Below are 15,095 nucleotides of genomic sequence, written 5' to 3'. Positions count from 1 at the left end.
GAGCGCTGGGCCGGTATCGATGATCGCCGATCAGGCGTGCCCGCCCTCCAGATACGCCGCGCGCACCTCCGGACTCGCCAGCAGTTCAGCCCCCGTACCAGCGAGCGTGATCTCGCCGTGCTGCAGCACGTAGCCGCGATCGGCTACACGCAGGGCCTGGTTGGCATTCTGTTCGACGAGCAGGATGGTCATGCCGTGGTCGCGGTTGAGCTCGCGGATGATCTGGAACACCTTGCGGATGTAGATCGGCGCCAGCCCGAGCGAGGGCTCGTCGAGCAGCAGCAGCTTGGGCCGGCTCATCAGCGCGCGGCCGATGGCGAGCATCTGCTGCTCGCCGCCCGACAGCGTGCCGGCGCGCTGCGACTTGCGCTCGTCGAGGATGGGGAACATTGCGAACACGCGCGCGATGTCGGCGTCGTAGTTGGCGGGGTCGGCGTGGGCCGTGCCCATCTGCAGGTTCTCGATCACCGTCATGCGCGGGAAGATGCGCCGGCCCTCGGGTACGAGGGCGATGCCGCGGCGGGCGATCTCGTGGGTATGGACGCGGGTGATGTCCTCGCCGTCGAACACGATGCGCCCGGCGCTGGCCTTGGGGTTGCCGAACAGGCTCATCATCAGCGTCGATTTGCCGGCGCCGTTGGCGCCGATCAGGGTGACGATCTCGCCGACCTGCACCTCGACGTCGATGCCGCGCAGTGCGTGGATGTGGCCGTAATGGGCGTGTACACCCTCCATCGTGAGCATCATGCTGCGGCCCCTCCCATCGCTTCTTCTTCCTCGTCTTCGCCCAGGTAGGCCTTGATCACCTCGGGGTCGTTGCGCACCGATTCGGGCGTGCCTTCGGCGATCTTGCGCCCGTAGCTGATCACGCCGATGTGGTCGGACACGTTCATCACCACGCTCATGTCGTGCTCGATGAGCAGGATGGCGATACCCAGCTCGCCGCACAGGTAGAGCAGCAGCTCGTTCAGTTCCGCCGACTCGCGCGGGTTGAGGCCGGCCGCGGGCTCGTCCAGGCACAGCAGCACCGGGTCGACGCACAGCGCGCGCGCGATCTCGATGCGGCGCTGGATGCCGTAGGGCAGGTCGCCCGCGGCGTCGTCGGCGAGGTGGGTGAGCTTGAGGCGCTCGAGCCACATCGCTGCGCGCTCCACCGCCTTGCGCTCGGCCGCACGGTAGCCCGGCAGCTTGAACAGGCCGGCGATCGAGAACATCGAGGCGCGCTGCAGCACGTTGTGCTGGGCGACGATGAGGTTCTCCAGCACCGTCATCTTCGGGAACAGGCGGATGTTCTGGAAGGTTCGCACCACCTGGGCGTCGCGCGCGACGCGGTGGCTGGGCAGCTTCTCCAGCAGCATTTCGCCGCGCGTTGGATGTGCCAGGCGCAGGGTGCCGGTCGTGGGCTTGTAGAAGCCGGTGAGGCAGTTGAACAGCGTGGTCTTGCCGGCGCCGTTGGGGCCGATGATGCCGGTGATCTTGCCGGCCGGCACCTCCAGCGAAAGGTCGTCGATCGCGGTCAGGCCGCCGAAGCGCATGGTCAGGTTGCGCACCGAGAGCAGGGTGGCGGGCGTGTTCATTGCGCCACCTCCGTGCCGGCGGCGGCCGGCTTCGAACGCTGCAGCGGCTTCAGGCGTACCGTCGGTTCGCGGTGCGAGAGCAGGCCGCCTGGCTTCCAGACCATGATCAATACCATTGCGGCGCCGAACAGCAGCATGCGGTACTCGGCAAAATTGCGCCCGAACTCGGGGATCAGCACCAGCAGCGTGGCGGCCAGCACCACGCCCATCTGCGAGCCCATGCCGCCGAGCACGACGATGGCGAGGATGATCGCCGATTCGGTGAAGGTGAAGCTCTCGGGCGAGATGAAGCCCTGGCGCGCGGCAAAGAACACCCCGGCGAAGCCGCCCAGCATGGCGCCGATGGCGAAGGCCGAGAGCTTGATATTGGTGGTGTTCATGCCCATCGCCTTGCACGCGATCTCGTCTTCGCGCAGGGCCTCCCAGGCCCGCCCCACGGGCAGCTTGCGCAGCCGCGACACGAAGGCGTGGGTGAGCAGGGCGAGCACCAGGATCAGGTAGTAGAGGAAGATCAGCCGGTGCATGGCCGAGAACTCCAGCCCGAAGAAGCTGGCGAAGCTGTGCCCGCCCTCGGGTGCGCTGCGGGTGAACTCGAGGCCGAAGAAGCTCGGCCGCGGGATCGAGCTGATGCCGTTGGGGCCGCCGGAGAACTCGGTCCAGTTCACCAGGATGACGCGGATGATCTCGCCGAAGCCGAGGGTGACGATGGCAAGGTAGTCGCCGCGCAGGCGCAGGATGGGGTAGCCGAGCAGGATGCCGAAGCTCGCTGCCAGCGCACCCGACACCGGCAGTGCCTCCCAGAAACCCCAGCCGTACTGGGTGGACAGCAGCGCGTAGGAGTAGGCGCCGACGGCGTAGAAGGCGACATAGCCGAGGTCGAGCAGGCCGGCCAGGCCCACCACCACGTTCAGCCCCCAGCCCAGCATCACGTAGATCAGCACCGTGGTGGCGATGTCGACCACGTAGCGGTTGTCGGAATACACGATCGGCAGTGCGATCGAGGCGCCGAGCGCGATCCAGCCCAGCACGTTGACCACGCGCTGCGCGCCGTGGGCGCGGTCGGCAGCGGTGGCGGTGCTGACGCGGTCGCGGGCGAGCTTGCGGTTGCGCATGTTGTCGATCGACCAGCGCAGCAGCAGGCGGCCGGCGAACACGGCGGCGACGGCGGCGACGAGCAGGCCGAAGCGGGTCTCGACCCCCAGCCGGCCGCCCACGTCGACGGTGGTGAGGCCGATCAGCGGCACGCCGAGGATGAGGCCGACGAAGGCCACCCAGCCGGCGTCGCGCAGACGCTCGGTGGGGGTCATCGCGTGACGGGCGAAGACGATGGCGCTCATCACACTTTCTCCACTTCAGGCCGGCCGAGCAGGCCGGAGGGGCGCAGCATCAGCACCAGGCACAGGATGCTGAAGGTGGCGACGTCCTTGTATTCCGCCCACAGGTAGGCCGCCCAGAAGGACTCGATGAGACCGATCAGCAAGCCGCCCAGCATCGCGCCCGGCAGCGAGCCGATGCCGCCCAGCACCGCAGCGGTAAAAGCCTTGATGCCGGCGAGAAAGCCGATGAAGAAATCCACCACGCCGTAATACACCGTGACCATTACCCCGGCGACCGCAGCCAGCGCCGCGCCGAGCATGAAGGTGAGCGAGATGGTGCGGTCCACATTGACGCCGAGCAGCGAGGCCATGGTGCGGTCCTGCTCGCAGGCGCGTTGCTGGCGGCCGAAGGGGGTCTGCGTGATCATCCAGGTGAAGGCGATCATCAGCACCACGGTGGTGACGATGATCAGCATCTGGCTCCAGCCGATCTGTACGGTGAAGCCAGGGGCGTCCCACAGCACCACGCCGCCCTCGAGCACCGGCGGGATGGGTTTGACGCGTGCGCCCTGGGTGAGCTGCACGCTGTTCTGCAGGAAGATCGACATGCCGATCGCCGAGATCAGCGGCGCCAGCCGGGTCGAGCCGCGCAGCGGGCGGTAGGCGGTGCGTTCCACCGCCCAGCCGTAGGCCGAGGTGAAGAAGATCGACACGATCAGCACGAAGGTCAGTGCGAGCGGGATCGAGGTCACGTCGGCGGCGGCAAGGATGGTGAAGGCGGTGACCGCGATGAACGCGCTCACCATGAAGATGTCGCCATGGGCGAAGTTGATCATGCCGATGATGCCGTACACCATCGTGTAGCCGATGGCGATCAGGCCGTACATGGCGCCGAGCGTGAGCCCGTTGATCAGTTGCTGGAGTGCGTAGGCCACGATGTCTCCTGCGGTGGCGGCGCACGACGGCCGACGGTGGTGGACCGTCGCCGTGCGCGGGGGGATTCTTGTTTGCGCGGCCGGCGCGCAGTGTCAGGCGCGCGCCGGCCGGGTGTTGCGCTGCAGGGCGCGATTACTGCGCGTAGTCGTACTGGCCGCCCTGCCAGCGATAGACCACGAAGCCCGGCGCCTTCTGGTCGCCCTTGGCGTCGAAGGACAGCTCGCCGATCACGGTGTTGAAGCTGCCGCCACGCATCGCCTTCTCGAGGTCGGCGTACTTGGTGCTCTTGGCTGCCGTAGCGGCCTGCTCGAAGAGCTGGAAGGCAGCGTAGGCGTAGAGCACATAGCCTTCGGGCTCGACCTTGGCGGCGCGGAACTTCTCCACCACCGGGGCAGCGTCGGCGTTCTTGCGCGGGTCGGGCGAGAAGGTGAACAGCACCTTGTCCGCAGCCGGACCGGCAGCGGTGACGAGCTCGGAGTTGGTCATGGTGTCGCCGCCCATCACGGTCAGGTCGAGGCCGGCGGCCTGGGCCTGGCGCAGGATGAGCGCAACCTCGGTGTGGTAGCCGCCGTAGGCCATCACCTCGACGCCGGCCTGCTTGAGCTTGGTGACCAGGCCCGAGTAGTCCTTCTCGCCGGCAGTGATCGCCTCGCGCAGCGTGGGCTTGAGGCCCTTGCCTTCCATCGCCTTGGCCATCTCGTCGGCCAGGCCCTTGCCGTAGGCGCTCTTGTCGTCGACCACGGCGACCTTCTTGCCGGCGAACTTGTCGGCGATGTAGCTGCCCGCCACCATGCCCTGCTGGTCGTCACGGCCCATGATGCGGAAGATGTTGTCCAGGCCGCGCTCGGTCACTTGCGGGTTGGTCGACACCGTGGCCATCGGGATGTCGGCCTCGTTGTAGACCTCGGAGGCCGGGATGGTCGAGCTCGAGCACCAGTGGCCGTGCATGAAGACGATCTTGCGGTTGACCATGGTGTTGGCCACCGACACCGCCTGCTTGGGATCGCAGGCGTCGTCGCCGACTTCCAGCTTCAGCTTCTCGCCGAGCACGCCGCCGCGGGCGTTGATGTCGGCGATGGCCATCTCCGCACCCTTGCGGATCTGGTCGCCGGCCGAGGCGTACTGGCCGGTCATCGGGCCGGCGATGGCGACCGACAGGTCGGCCAGGGCCGCGTTGGAGAAGCCGCCAAGGGCGAGGGCGGCGGTGGCGAGCAGGGTTTTTTTCATGAAACGTCTCCTTCGTGGCTGTGTGTCGTTTGCGATTGCTGCTTGGCCCAGCGTTGCAGGCCGTTGATGCGGGTTGCCACCGTACGGTGGCGTGTGCGCCCGGCAAAGGTAAGCGAATTTTTCAGTCTTGCCATCCGTGATGCCCCTAGCTGCGTGATGCCGGTCTGGATCGGGGCTCATCCGTACCGTGTTCTGGAGCCTGGCGCTAGGCACCCATGGCCATCAGGCTGGCGTTGCCGCCTGCTGCGGCGGTGTTGATCGACAGTGTGCGCTCATGCACCAGGCGGCCGAGGTCGTAATCGGGCGTGGGGCGCAGCAGTTGCAGGATCGGGCCCTCAAGTGCCGCCAGGCGCTGCTGCAGCTCATTGGCGCCGCGGTCGTCGCCATCGAACAGCAGGGCGCCGATCGGTTGTTCGATCCAGTTGGCGTTCACCGCCACGGCGGGGCCAAGGTCCGACGGCAGCGCAGCCACGGTGCTGCGGGCGGCCGGGGTGTCAGCGAGCAGCAGCCGGTTGCCGCTGGCGAGTGCGGCCATGACCTGGTGCAGTACGGCGGCAGCGGTGTGCGCGACGCCGGCGATCAGGCCGCGCGCGGTAAAGCGCAGGCTGTCGTCCTCGCCGGTGGGGCCGGGCAGCGCCAGACGCAGGCCGCTGATGCGGCGGGCGCGGCAGGCGTCTGCGCGGTCGCGCAGTACGGTGAATTCGTCACCCTCCACGAGGCCACGACCAGCGCCGTCCAGCCAGGCGAGGAAGCCGTCGAGCGCGGTGTCGGCAGCGCGCGTCTCCTTGCCTTCGCTGACCGCGAGTGCGCCGTCGAGCAGCGCCGGACCCGGCGTGCGCGCCAGCAGGCGGTGCAGGTAGAGCGGCCCGCCAGCCTTCGGTCCGGTGCCCGACAGGCCTTCGCCACCAAAGGGTTGTACGCCCACGACGGCGCCGATGATGTTGCGGTTCACATAGAGGTTGCCGACGTGGGCGTTTGAGGCGATGCGCTCGACGGTCTCGTCGATGCGGGTGTGCACGCCCATGGTCAGGCCGTAGCCGCTGGCGTTGATGGCGTCGATCAGCCCATCCAGCCCGGCTGCACGGTAACGCAGTACGTGCAGGATGGGGCCGAACTGCTCGCGGCCGAGTTCGGACAGCGCGCCGATCTCGATGATCGTCGGCGCGACGAAGTTGCCGCGTGCGCAGTCCGCGGGCAGCGGCAGGCGGGTGACGCGTGCGCCGCGGCCCTGCATCGTCGCGACATGGGCTTCCAGCCCTGAGCGCGCCTCGGCATCGATCACCGGACCGATGTCGACCCGGACGTCGGCCGGGTCGCCCAGGCGCAGTTCGTCGAGCGCCCCGCGCAGCATGTGCAGCACGCCGTCGGCGATGTCGTCCTGCAGGCACAGCACGCGCAGTGCCGAGCAGCGCTGGCCGGCGGAGTCGAAGGCGGAGGCGAGCACGTCGGCGACCACCTGCTCGGGCAGGGCGGTGGAGTCCACGATCAGGGCGTTCTGGCCGCCGGTCTCGGCGATCAGCGGCACGTTGCCGCCGCGTTCGGCGAGCTTGCGGTTGATGAGTGCTGCCACCTCGGTAGAGCCGGTGAACATCACGCCGCACACGCGTGCGTCCGCCACCAGCGCGGCGCCGACGGTCTCGCCGCGCCCGGGCAGCAGCTGCAGCGCCGCGGCCGGTACGCCGGCCTCGTGCAGCAGGCGCACCGCGTAGGCGGCGATCAGCGGTGTCTGTTCGGCGGGCTTGGCGAGCACCGGGTTGCCGGCGGCGAGCGCGGCCGACACCTGGCCGGTGAAGATGGCAAGCGGGAAATTCCACGGGCTGATGCACAGCACCGGCCCGAGCGGGACGTGGCTTGCAGCGTCGAAGCCGCGGGCCTGCTGGGCGTAGTAGCGCAGGAAATCGACCGCCTCGCGCAGTTCGGCCACGGCGTTGGCCCAGGACTTGCCAGCCTCGCGCACTGCCAGTGCGATCAGGGTGTCGGCATCGCGCTCGAACAGTTCAGCGGCAGTCTGAAGTCGTGTGCAGCGCATGGCCGCCGGCTGGGCCGCCCAGTCGGGCGCGGCGGCGCTGGCGGCGGCCAGGGCGCGCTCGATGTCCGCGGCGGTGGCCTCGGCGACACCGCCGACTGTTTCGCTGCGATTGGCCGGGTTGGTGACCGGCTGCACCTGGGCAGGCACGGCAACGCTGCCGGCAACGATCGGGCCGGCTGCGAAGGGCATGCTGCGCGAGGCCTCGATTGCAGCGGCGATGCGCGCGCGCACCGGCTCGCTGGCGAGGTCGATGCCCGCGGAGTTGGTGCGCAGCGCACCGAACAGATCACAAGGCAGCGGGATGCGCGGGTGCGGCGCACCGGCGAGCGCTGCGGCCTGCTCGACCGGGTCGGCGATCAGCTCCTCGACTGCCACGCGCTCATCGACGATGCGATTGACGAAGCTGGTGTTGGCACCGTTCTCGAGCAGGCGACGCACGAGGTAGGCGAGCAGGGTCTCGTGGCTGCCCACCGGGGCGTAGATGCGCACCATGCGGTGACGGCCGGGCTGGCCGACGAGCTGGTCGTAGAGCGGTTCGCCCATGCCGTGCAGGCACTGGAACTCGTAGTCGCCGGGTTGCCAGGCACGGCCGTCGGCGGCGGCGAGGTGGAAGATGGCCGCCAGCGAGTGGGCATTGTGGGTGGCGAACTGAGGGTAGATCGCGTCGCGCGCGGCGAGCAGCTTCTGCGCGCAGGCGAGGTAGGCGACGTCGGTGTAGACCTTGCGCGTATAGACCGGGTAGCCGGCCAGGCCGTCGATCTGCGCGCGCTTGATCTCGGCGTCCCAGTAAGCGCCCTTGACCAGGCGCACCATCATGCGCTGGCCGCTGCGCCGTGCGAGGTCGATCACGAAGTCGAGCACGAAGGGCGCGCGCTTCTGGTAGGCCTGCACGACGAAGCCCAGCCCGCTCCAGCCGGCGAGTGCGTCGTCGGTAGCAAGCGCTTCGAGCAGGTCGAGCGAGATGTCCAGGCGGTCGGCCTCCTCGGCGTCGATGTTGAGGCCGATGTCGTAGCCTTTGGCGAGCAGGCACAGCGCCTTCAGCCGGGGCAGCAGTTCGCCCAGCACGCGTTCGCGTTGCGACCAGGTGTAGCGCGGATGCAGGGCGGAGAGCTTGACCGAGATGCCGTTGCCGTCGACCACGCCTCGGCCCTTGGAGGCCCGGCCGATGGCATGGATGGCGCGCTCGTAGTCCTTGAAGTAGCGCTCGGCGTCGGCGGCCGTCATGGCGGCCTCGCCCAGCATGTCGAAGGAGTAGCGGTAGCCCTGTTTCTCGTGTTCGCGGCCGCGCTTCAAGGCCTCGTCGATGTCGCGGCCGGTGACGAACTGTTCGCCCAGCATGCGCATCGCCAGGTCCATGCCCTTGCGGATCAGTGGCTCGCCGCCGCGCGCCACCAGGCGGGTGAGCGCTGCGGACAGACCTTGCTCGCTGCTGGTCGATACCAGCCGGCCTGTGATCAGCAGGCCCCAGGTCGCGGCATTGACGAACAGCGAGGGGCTGTTGCCAATGTGCGCGCGCCAGTCGCCGTCGGCGAGCTTGTCGCGGATCAGGCGGTCGGCGGTGGCCTTGTCGGGCACGCGCAGCAGGGCTTCGGCCAGGCACATCAGTGCCACGCCTTCCTGGCTGGAGAGCGAGAACTCCTTCATCAGGGCGTCGACGCCGGACGAGCGCGTACGCGTGGCGCGCAGGCCGGTGACGAGGTCGTGGGCGAGCGTATGCACCGGCTCGCGCAGCGCGTCGGGGAGACGTGCGGCGGCGATCAGGGCAGGCACGCAGATCGGTTCCGGCTGGCGCCAGGCGGCATCGATCCGTTCGCGCAGCGCACTGCGCCGGGTCGCGGGCAGGGCCGCGGCAGCGCACGATTCGGGAGCCAGCTGGGGGGGCGACGAGGGCAGCGAGGTCACGGCCGGATACTCCTGGGAAGGCGTCCGTATGGGGTGGGGAGGGGCGTTCGGGAGCCCGTTGAGCTGGAGCGAATTTTTTGCCAAAAACAAAAGTTAATGGCTCCAAAATTTGCGTTTATAAAGTCATAATTCCCGTTTCAACCAGCCGATGCAGGCGAATAGTCTGCTGCACTGCAATGGATCGTATCGATCAGAAGATCCTCGTCGAACTGCAGGCCGATGCGCGCCTGTCGATCGTCGAGCTGTCACGCCGCGTGGGGCTGACGAAGACGCCTTGTGCCGAGCGCGTGCGCAGGCTGGAGAAGGCGGGGGTGATCCGCGGCTACCACGCCGACCTCGACCCCGATGCGGTGGGTGCTGGCCATATAGTCGTTGTCCAGGTCCTGTTGACCAGCACCGCCGAGCTGGATCTGCGCCGCTTCAACGACGCGGTCCGGCGCATTCCGGAGATCGAGTCCTGCCACATGATCGCGGGCGATTTCGACTACCTGCTCAAGGTGCGCACCCGCGACATCAACGAATACCGCCGGGTGATGGGCGACCAGATCTCGGGGCTGCCGTGCGTCAAGCAGACGCATACCTACGTGGTGATGGAGGTGGTGAAGGACGAGCGCAACCTGCCGGTACGCCCTTCGTCCTGAGCGAGGCCGATGCGGCGGGATTTTCGCGCGCCGGGCTGGGCTGCGCGCAGGCGGTGTGCGGGGGGCTTGGTGTAACATTCCGGCCAAAGCTTTCGCCCCTGCCACCCGGCAGCCGGCCCTCCCGAGAGACACCATGGTCCCGCACCTCACCACCGCACTCACCGGCCCTCTGCTCGAGCTCGAGCGCCAGTTCCTCGACAATGCCTGCGACATCGAGAAGTGGTTCCGTACCCAGTGGCAGGATCACATGCCCCCGTTCTACGGCTCCACCGACCTGCGCAACTCCGGCTTCAAGCTCGCGCCGGTCGACCTCAACCTGTTTCCGGGTGGCTTCAACAACCTCAACGATGCCTTCATGCCCTTGTGCGTGCAGGCGGCGCAGGCCGCGATCGAGCGTATCTGCCCGGATGCAGGCAAGCTGCTGCTGATCCCCGAGAACCACACCCGCAACCAGTTCTACCTGCAGAATGTCGCCAAGCTGGTGTCCATCCTGCGCCTGACAGGGCTCGATGTGCGCATTGGCAGTCTGCTGCCCGAGATCGCAGAGCCGACCGTGCTCGAGCTGACCAATGGCGCCACCCTGACGCTGGAGCCGCTGCGTCGCCGTGGCGGCCGCGTTGGCCTGGATAACTTCGAACCGTGCGCGGTGCTGCTCAACAATGACCTGTCGGCCGGTGTCCCCGACGTGCTCAAGGGGCTCGACGAGCAGTGGCTGATCCCGCCGCTGCACGCAGGCTGGCACTCGCGCCGCAAGTCCAGGCATGCAGCCGCCTATGACCGTGTAGCGCGCGCCTTCGCGGAAGAGATCGGCATCGACCCCTGGCGCATCAACCCCGAGTTCGGCGTGTGCGGGCAGATCAACTTCCAGGAGCGTACCGGCGAGGAGTGCCTGGCGGCCCAGGTCGATTCGCTGCTCACCCGCATCCGCGCCAAGTACAAGGAATATGGCGTGACCGACCAGCCCTTCGTGGTCGTCAAGGCCGATGCCGGCACCTACGGCATGGGCGTGATGACGGTGAAGGATGCGTCCGAAGTCGTTGGCCTCAACCGCCGCCAGCGCAACAAGATGGCGGTGGTCAAGGAGGGGCTGCAGGTGCACGAGGTGATCATCCAGGAGGGCGTGCACACCTTCGAGACGGTGGAGGACGGGGTCGCCGAGCCGGTGGTCTACATGATGGACCACTACGTGGTGGGCGGCTTCTACAGGGTGCATACGGAGCGCGGCCGCGACGAGAACCTCAACGCCCCTGGGATGCACTTCAAGCCGTTGGCGTTCGAGACCTGCTGCACCCTGCCCGACGCTGCCCAGGGACCTGACGCTCCGCCGAATCGTTTTTATGCCTACGGCGTGGTCGCCCGCCTGGCGCTGCTGGCTGCCTCGGTGGAGATCGAGGAGACCGCGCCGGTGGAGGAGGAAGTGCTGGCCGTGTGATGCTCGCTGGCCCTGTAGGAGCGGCGCCAGCCGCGAGCTTTTTGGCCTGGCTCTGGCTGGCCGCGTCGCCTTCAGAACCTCGCGGCTTGTGCCGCTCCTACAGGGGGCGAACCGACTGTCGCGCAATCGATCGCGGCGCTTGCCGCATCTGCAGCCCGTCGATGGGCAGTGAATGGAACCTGTGATCAAGTCATGACCCGCAAGCTCAAGCTCCTCTTCATCCTCGACCCGCTCGAGGGTCTCAAGGCCTACAAGGATTCCAGCGTTGCGATGATGCGCGCAGCGGCCAGCCGTGGGCACGAGGTGTGGTCCGTGCAGCGCGCCGGACTGGCCTGGCGCGACGGCGTGGTGCTCGGCACCGGCTGCGTGCCGCTCGAAGTCTTCGAGGACGATGCCGCCTGGTACCGCGCCGGGCCGGCCAGGGCACTGCCGCTGGCCGCCTTCGATGCGGTGATGATGCGTCAGGACCCGCCCTTCGACTTCGAGTACGTCACCGCCACCTGGTTGCTGGAGGATGCGATGCAGGCTGGTGTGCGCGTCTTCAACAACCCGCGCGCGATCCGTGACCATTCCGAGAAGCTGGCGATCACCGAGTTCACCCAGTTCATGGCGACTTCGCTGGTCGCGCGCGATGCAGCGGACATCAACGCCTTCATCGACGAGCTCGGCGATGTCATCCTGAAACCGCTCGATGGCATGGGGGGAAGCCAGATCTTCCGCGTGCGCAAGGACGACCCCAACCGCAACGTCATCATCGAGACGCTGACCGGGAACGGTGCGCGCACCATCATGGCGCAGCGCTACCTGGCGCAGATCGCCGATGGTGACAAGCGCGTGCTGATCATCGGCGGCGAGGTTGTGCCCTTTGCGCTGGCGCGCATCCCGCAGGCAGGGGAGACGCGCGGCAATCTTGCCGCGGGCGGACGCGGAGTGGCGATGGCGCTCACCGCGCGCGAGCGTGAGATTGCCGAGTACCTGGCACCGATCCTGTGGCAGCGCGGCCTGCTCATCGTCGGCCTGGATGTCATCGGCGGCCACCTCACCGAGATCAACGTCACCAGCCCGACCTGCATGGTCGAGATTGCCGCCCAGCAGGGCTTCGACGTTGCCGGACTGGTCATCGACAAGCTGGAGCAGGCGTGCGCTTCCTGATCTCGGGAAATAGGGGACAGACCCCAATTTTGAGGAAATTGGGGTCTGTCCCCTATTTCCCTCTTGCATGCGCGCTGCTGGTGCTGCTGTCGCTGGCCGCTTGTTCGCGATCGGAGGTGTTCCGCCACGAGGCTTTCGTGTTCGGCACGCGGGTCGATGTCGCGGTGTATGGCAAGGACCAGGCCGAGGCCGACGCGGCGGCGGCGGCGGTGCTGCGCGAGTTCGACCGCCTGCATCGTGCCTACCACGCCTGGGAGCCGTCGGAGCTCACGGCGCTCAACGCAGCCATTGCGCGCGGCGAGGCGGCGGAGGTGTCGGACGAACTGGCCGCGCTGCTCAAGGACGCGCAGCACATCGCTGCCGTGGGTGACGAGTTGTTCGATCCCGCGCTTGGCGCGCTGGTCGCGCTGTGGGGCTTCCATACCGACACCTTCGTGCCTACGCGTCCCGATCCGGACAAGCTGCAGGCCCTGCTTGCGGCGCGGCCGCGCATGGCCGACCTGGTGATCGAAGGCAATCGCGTCGAGAGCCGCAATCCGGCGGTGCAGATCGACCTCGGCGGCTATGCCAAGGGCTATGCGCTCGACCGCGCGGCGGCCATCCTGCGCGAAAAGGGCGTGGCCAATGCGCTCATCAACATCGGCGGCAACGTGATGGCACTCGGGCGCAAGGGTGACCAGCCGTGGCGCGTCGGCATCCAGCATCCGCGCGAACCGGCGCCGATCGCGACCTTGCCGCTCTACGACGGCGAGGCGGTGGGCACCTCGGGCGACTACCAGCGCTTCTTCGAACTCGACGGCGAGCGTTATGCTCATCTGCTCGACCCGCGCACTGGCCAGCCTGCGCGTGGCACGCAGTCGCTCACCATCCTGATCACGGCGCAGCCCAATGCCGGCACGCTCTCCGACGGGCCGAGCAAGCCTGCCTATCTCGCTGGCGACCAATGGCGAGAACATACGCGCCGTTTTGGTATCGAACACGTGCTGCGCATCACCGAGGACGGCAGCGTCGAGGTAACGCGGGCATTGCGCGCCCGCTTGCAGTTCGTCGGTTCGGTGGCGCCAAAGCTCATCGATTGAACCAAGAAGAGGGGAGGGAAGAAAAATGACTGCACAAACCGCATGGCTGGTCGCCATCTTTGCCGTGGTGATCACGGGCGTCGTCGGCTTCTTCGTCGGCCGCCAGTTCGGCGCCGGCAAGGCGCGTATCGAGGAGCTCGAGTCCGAGGTCGCGCGTCAGAAGGGCGAGATCGAGGCCTACCGCCAGGAGGTCGCCACCCATTTCGACAAGACGGCGACCCTGTTCGTGTCGATGGCGGGCTCCTACAAGGAATTGTTCGAGCACCTGTCCTCGGGCTACGAGAAGCTGTCCTCGGGTTCGGCGCGCGAGCTGTTCCAGCAGCGCGTGGACGCATTGCTGGTGGGCAATGACCGTGACGGTGGCAGCGACAAGCTGCTGGCTGCTACCGGCCTGGCCGCGGCGGCCGGTGCTGCAGGTGTGGCAGCGGCCAGTGTGCAGACAGGCGAGGCGGCATCCGCAGCGCCTGACGAGGGCTCCGCCCCGGGTGCAGCCGTTGCCGAAGATGCCGCTGCCGAGCCGGTGCCGGTCACCGACGGTGCTGACGAGCTTGTAACTCCGGACCCGAGCGTGCAGCCCGCTGCGGCGGCGTCGCCCGCGGGCGAGCGCGCTGACGACGGCGTCCCGATGGTGGCGGTCGATGTACCTGCCGAGTCGGCGGAGACGGACACGACGGCGGAAGCAAAGCCGGACGCGCAGGCCGAAGCGCCTGCACTCGCCGACGATCCGCTCGCCGAGGAGGTCGTCGGTCATCATGCCGAGCTGCGGCGCGAGGACGTGAAGTAGCCGAGGATCGAGTACGCCCACGCAGGGGCAAGGGCGCGGGCTGGCCCTGTCCCTGCCCCTGAGTGGGCGCGTGGCATCCAGCGCGAGTTGCCGGCCGTGAACTTTGACGGCGCCCTTGCGTCTGAGCGCACATGCTGTCACTTGCGCGCATCCTGCTTGCCGGACTGTTCGCCGCCTTCGTGCTGGGCGGCTGCAGCGTTCGCATGGCGTATTCCCAGCTCGACTGGCTGGTGCCCTGGTACCTGCGCGACTATGTGATGCTTGATGCCGGCCAGCGCAACCTGCTCGACCGCCAACTGTCGGCGCGTCTCGACTGGCATTGCCGCACCCATCTCGCTGAGTACGCCGCCACGCTGCGCGAGGCGCAAACCACGCTGGCTGCAGACCGTATTGGCAGCAGCGACCTGTTGCCCTATCTCGAGCGTGGCGAGGGGTGGTGGCGGGAGATCCTTGCCGCGCTCGAGGACGATGCCCGCGTGCTGCTGCCGGCGCTGTCCGACGAGCAGGTCGATGAGTTGCAGCAGGCCTTCGAGCGTCGTCAGCGCGAGGCGCGCAAGGCGTTCCTCGGCGGTGACGACTCCGCCCAGCGCGAGGCTCGCATCGCACGCATGGAGAAGCGCTTGCAGCGCTGGTTCGGGCGCCTGACCACCGAGCAGCGCGTGCTGATCGGCGTCTGGAGCGATGCCCTCGAGCCGACGACCGAGGCCTGGCTGGACGAGCGTGCGCGCTGGCAGGCGGACGTGCTCGACGCGCTCCGCGTACGGGCAGATGGGGCAGCGTTCGCTCCACGGGTCGCCGCCTTCATGGCGCCCGTGCAGGACGAGCCCACGCCAGGTTATCGCGCGCGACAGGCGCACAACCGGGATCGCAGCCTCGTCTTGCTTGCCGAGGTGTTCAATACGGCCACGCCGGCTCAGCGCCAGCGGCTGCAGCGTGAGCTCGAAGGGCTTGCGGCGCAGTTCGAGCGCCTGGCATGCGCAGCGCCGCAGGCCGCCGCGGGTTGAGCCGAGCGCGGCGCGC

The 15,095-nt window shown here is 68.0% G+C and carries 12 protein-coding genes; 6 read left to right on the top strand and 6 right to left on the bottom strand.

The window, feature by feature from the left end:
- Positions 1–30: 30 nt before the first annotated feature.
- From P7F68_RS06620 to putA, 6 genes are all read right to left on the bottom strand, one after another.
- Entirely contained in the window at positions 31–744 is a 714-nt protein-coding gene (locus P7F68_RS06620; protein WP_002931198.1) for an ABC transporter ATP-binding protein, read from the bottom strand.
- On the bottom strand, positions 744–1,577 hold the full coding sequence (locus P7F68_RS06615; protein ID WP_277831701.1) for an ABC transporter ATP-binding protein: 834 nt from the start codon (positions 1,575–1,577) through the stop codon (positions 744–746). Before P7F68_RS06615 ends, P7F68_RS06620 begins: the two co-directional genes overlap by 1 nt.
- The gene (gene livM / locus P7F68_RS06610; protein WP_002938036.1) at positions 1,574–2,914 is read right to left on the bottom strand and encodes a high-affinity branched-chain amino acid ABC transporter permease LivM; all 1,341 of its coding nucleotides are present in this window, start codon (positions 2,912–2,914) and stop codon (positions 1,574–1,576) included. Before livM ends, P7F68_RS06615 begins: the two co-directional genes overlap by 4 nt.
- Positions 2,914–3,828 carry an ABC transporter permease subunit gene (locus tag P7F68_RS06605; protein ID WP_002938034.1) on the bottom strand — a complete coding sequence of 305 codons (915 nt, stop codon included), beginning with the start codon at positions 3,826–3,828 and terminating at the stop codon, positions 2,914–2,916. The genes livM and P7F68_RS06605 overlap by 1 nt, the downstream gene beginning before the upstream one ends.
- A 133-nt stretch (positions 3,829–3,961) precedes the next feature.
- Positions 3,962–5,056, bottom strand: coding sequence for a branched-chain amino acid ABC transporter substrate-binding protein (locus P7F68_RS06600; RefSeq protein ID WP_277831698.1), 1,095 nt, complete (start codon positions 5,054–5,056; stop codon positions 3,962–3,964).
- A 205-nt stretch (positions 5,057–5,261) separates the two neighbouring features.
- Positions 5,262–8,987, bottom strand: a complete 3,726-nt coding sequence (putA, locus tag P7F68_RS06595) for a trifunctional transcriptional regulator/proline dehydrogenase/L-glutamate gamma-semialdehyde dehydrogenase (RefSeq protein WP_277831696.1) — start codon at positions 8,985–8,987, stop codon at positions 5,262–5,264.
- 176 nt (positions 8,988–9,163) lie between these two features.
- Here putA and P7F68_RS06590 point away from each other — a divergent pair, with 176 nt between their 5' ends.
- From P7F68_RS06590 to P7F68_RS06565, 6 genes are all read left to right on the top strand, one after another.
- Entirely contained in the window at positions 9,164–9,628 is a 465-nt protein-coding gene (locus P7F68_RS06590) for an Lrp/AsnC ligand binding domain-containing protein (RefSeq protein WP_002931188.1), read from the top strand.
- A gap of 133 nt (positions 9,629–9,761) precedes the next feature.
- Positions 9,762–11,060 carry a glutamate--cysteine ligase gene (gene gshA / locus P7F68_RS06585; protein WP_002931187.1) on the top strand — a complete coding sequence of 433 codons (1,299 nt, stop codon included), beginning with the start codon at positions 9,762–9,764 and terminating at the stop codon, positions 11,058–11,060.
- Between the two features lie 192 nt (positions 11,061–11,252).
- Positions 11,253–12,212 carry a glutathione synthase gene (gshB, locus tag P7F68_RS06580; protein WP_002931186.1) on the top strand — a complete coding sequence of 320 codons (960 nt, stop codon included), beginning with the start codon at positions 11,253–11,255 and terminating at the stop codon, positions 12,210–12,212.
- A gap of 80 nt (positions 12,213–12,292) precedes the next feature.
- Positions 12,293–13,291 carry an FAD:protein FMN transferase gene (locus tag P7F68_RS06575; protein WP_002938012.1) on the top strand — a complete coding sequence of 333 codons (999 nt, stop codon included), beginning with the start codon at positions 12,293–12,295 and terminating at the stop codon, positions 13,289–13,291.
- 25 nt (positions 13,292–13,316) lie between these two features.
- On the top strand, positions 13,317–14,075 hold the full coding sequence (locus P7F68_RS06570; RefSeq protein WP_002938005.1) for a Z-ring associated ZapG family protein: 759 nt from the start codon (positions 13,317–13,319) through the stop codon (positions 14,073–14,075).
- 131 nt (positions 14,076–14,206) lie between these two features.
- A complete protein-coding gene (locus P7F68_RS06565; RefSeq protein ID WP_002937999.1) occupies positions 14,207–15,079 on the top strand; it encodes a DUF6279 family lipoprotein in 873 nt (290 codons plus the stop codon).
- Positions 15,080–15,095 lie beyond the last annotated feature (16 nt).

Source organism: Thauera mechernichensis, assembly GCF_029588855.1.
In the GTDB taxonomy this organism is placed as follows: Bacteria; Pseudomonadota; Gammaproteobacteria; order Burkholderiales; family Rhodocyclaceae; genus Thauera; species Thauera mechernichensis.
The sequence above is the reverse complement of the archived record's forward strand: the minus strand, read 5'-3'. Positions and strand labels throughout refer to the sequence as shown.

Excerpts from the sequence above, each read along its gene's own strand:
- P7F68_RS06620 (WP_002931198.1), bottom strand. The coding sequence starts at position 744 with ATGCTCACGATGGAGGGTGTACACGCCCATTACGGCCACATCCACGCA.
- P7F68_RS06615 (WP_277831701.1), bottom strand. The coding sequence starts at position 1,577 with ATGAACACGCCCGCCACCCTGCTCTCGGTGCGCAACCTGACCATGCGC.
- livM (WP_002938036.1), bottom strand. The coding sequence starts at position 2,914 with ATGAGCGCCATCGTCTTCGCCCGTCACGCGATGACCCCCACCGAGCGT.
- P7F68_RS06600 (WP_277831698.1), bottom strand. The coding sequence starts at position 5,056 with ATGAAAAAAACCCTGCTCGCCACCGCCGCCCTCGCCCTTGGCGGCTTC.
- P7F68_RS06590 (WP_002931188.1), top strand. The coding sequence starts at position 9,164 with ATGGATCGTATCGATCAGAAGATCCTCGTCGAACTGCAGGCCGATGCG.
- gshA (WP_002931187.1), top strand. The coding sequence starts at position 9,762 with ATGGTCCCGCACCTCACCACCGCACTCACCGGCCCTCTGCTCGAGCTC.
- gshB (WP_002931186.1), top strand. The coding sequence starts at position 11,253 with ATGACCCGCAAGCTCAAGCTCCTCTTCATCCTCGACCCGCTCGAGGGT.
- P7F68_RS06570 (WP_002938005.1), top strand. The coding sequence starts at position 13,317 with ATGACTGCACAAACCGCATGGCTGGTCGCCATCTTTGCCGTGGTGATC.
- P7F68_RS06565 (WP_002937999.1), top strand. The coding sequence starts at position 14,207 with ATGCTGTCACTTGCGCGCATCCTGCTTGCCGGACTGTTCGCCGCCTTC.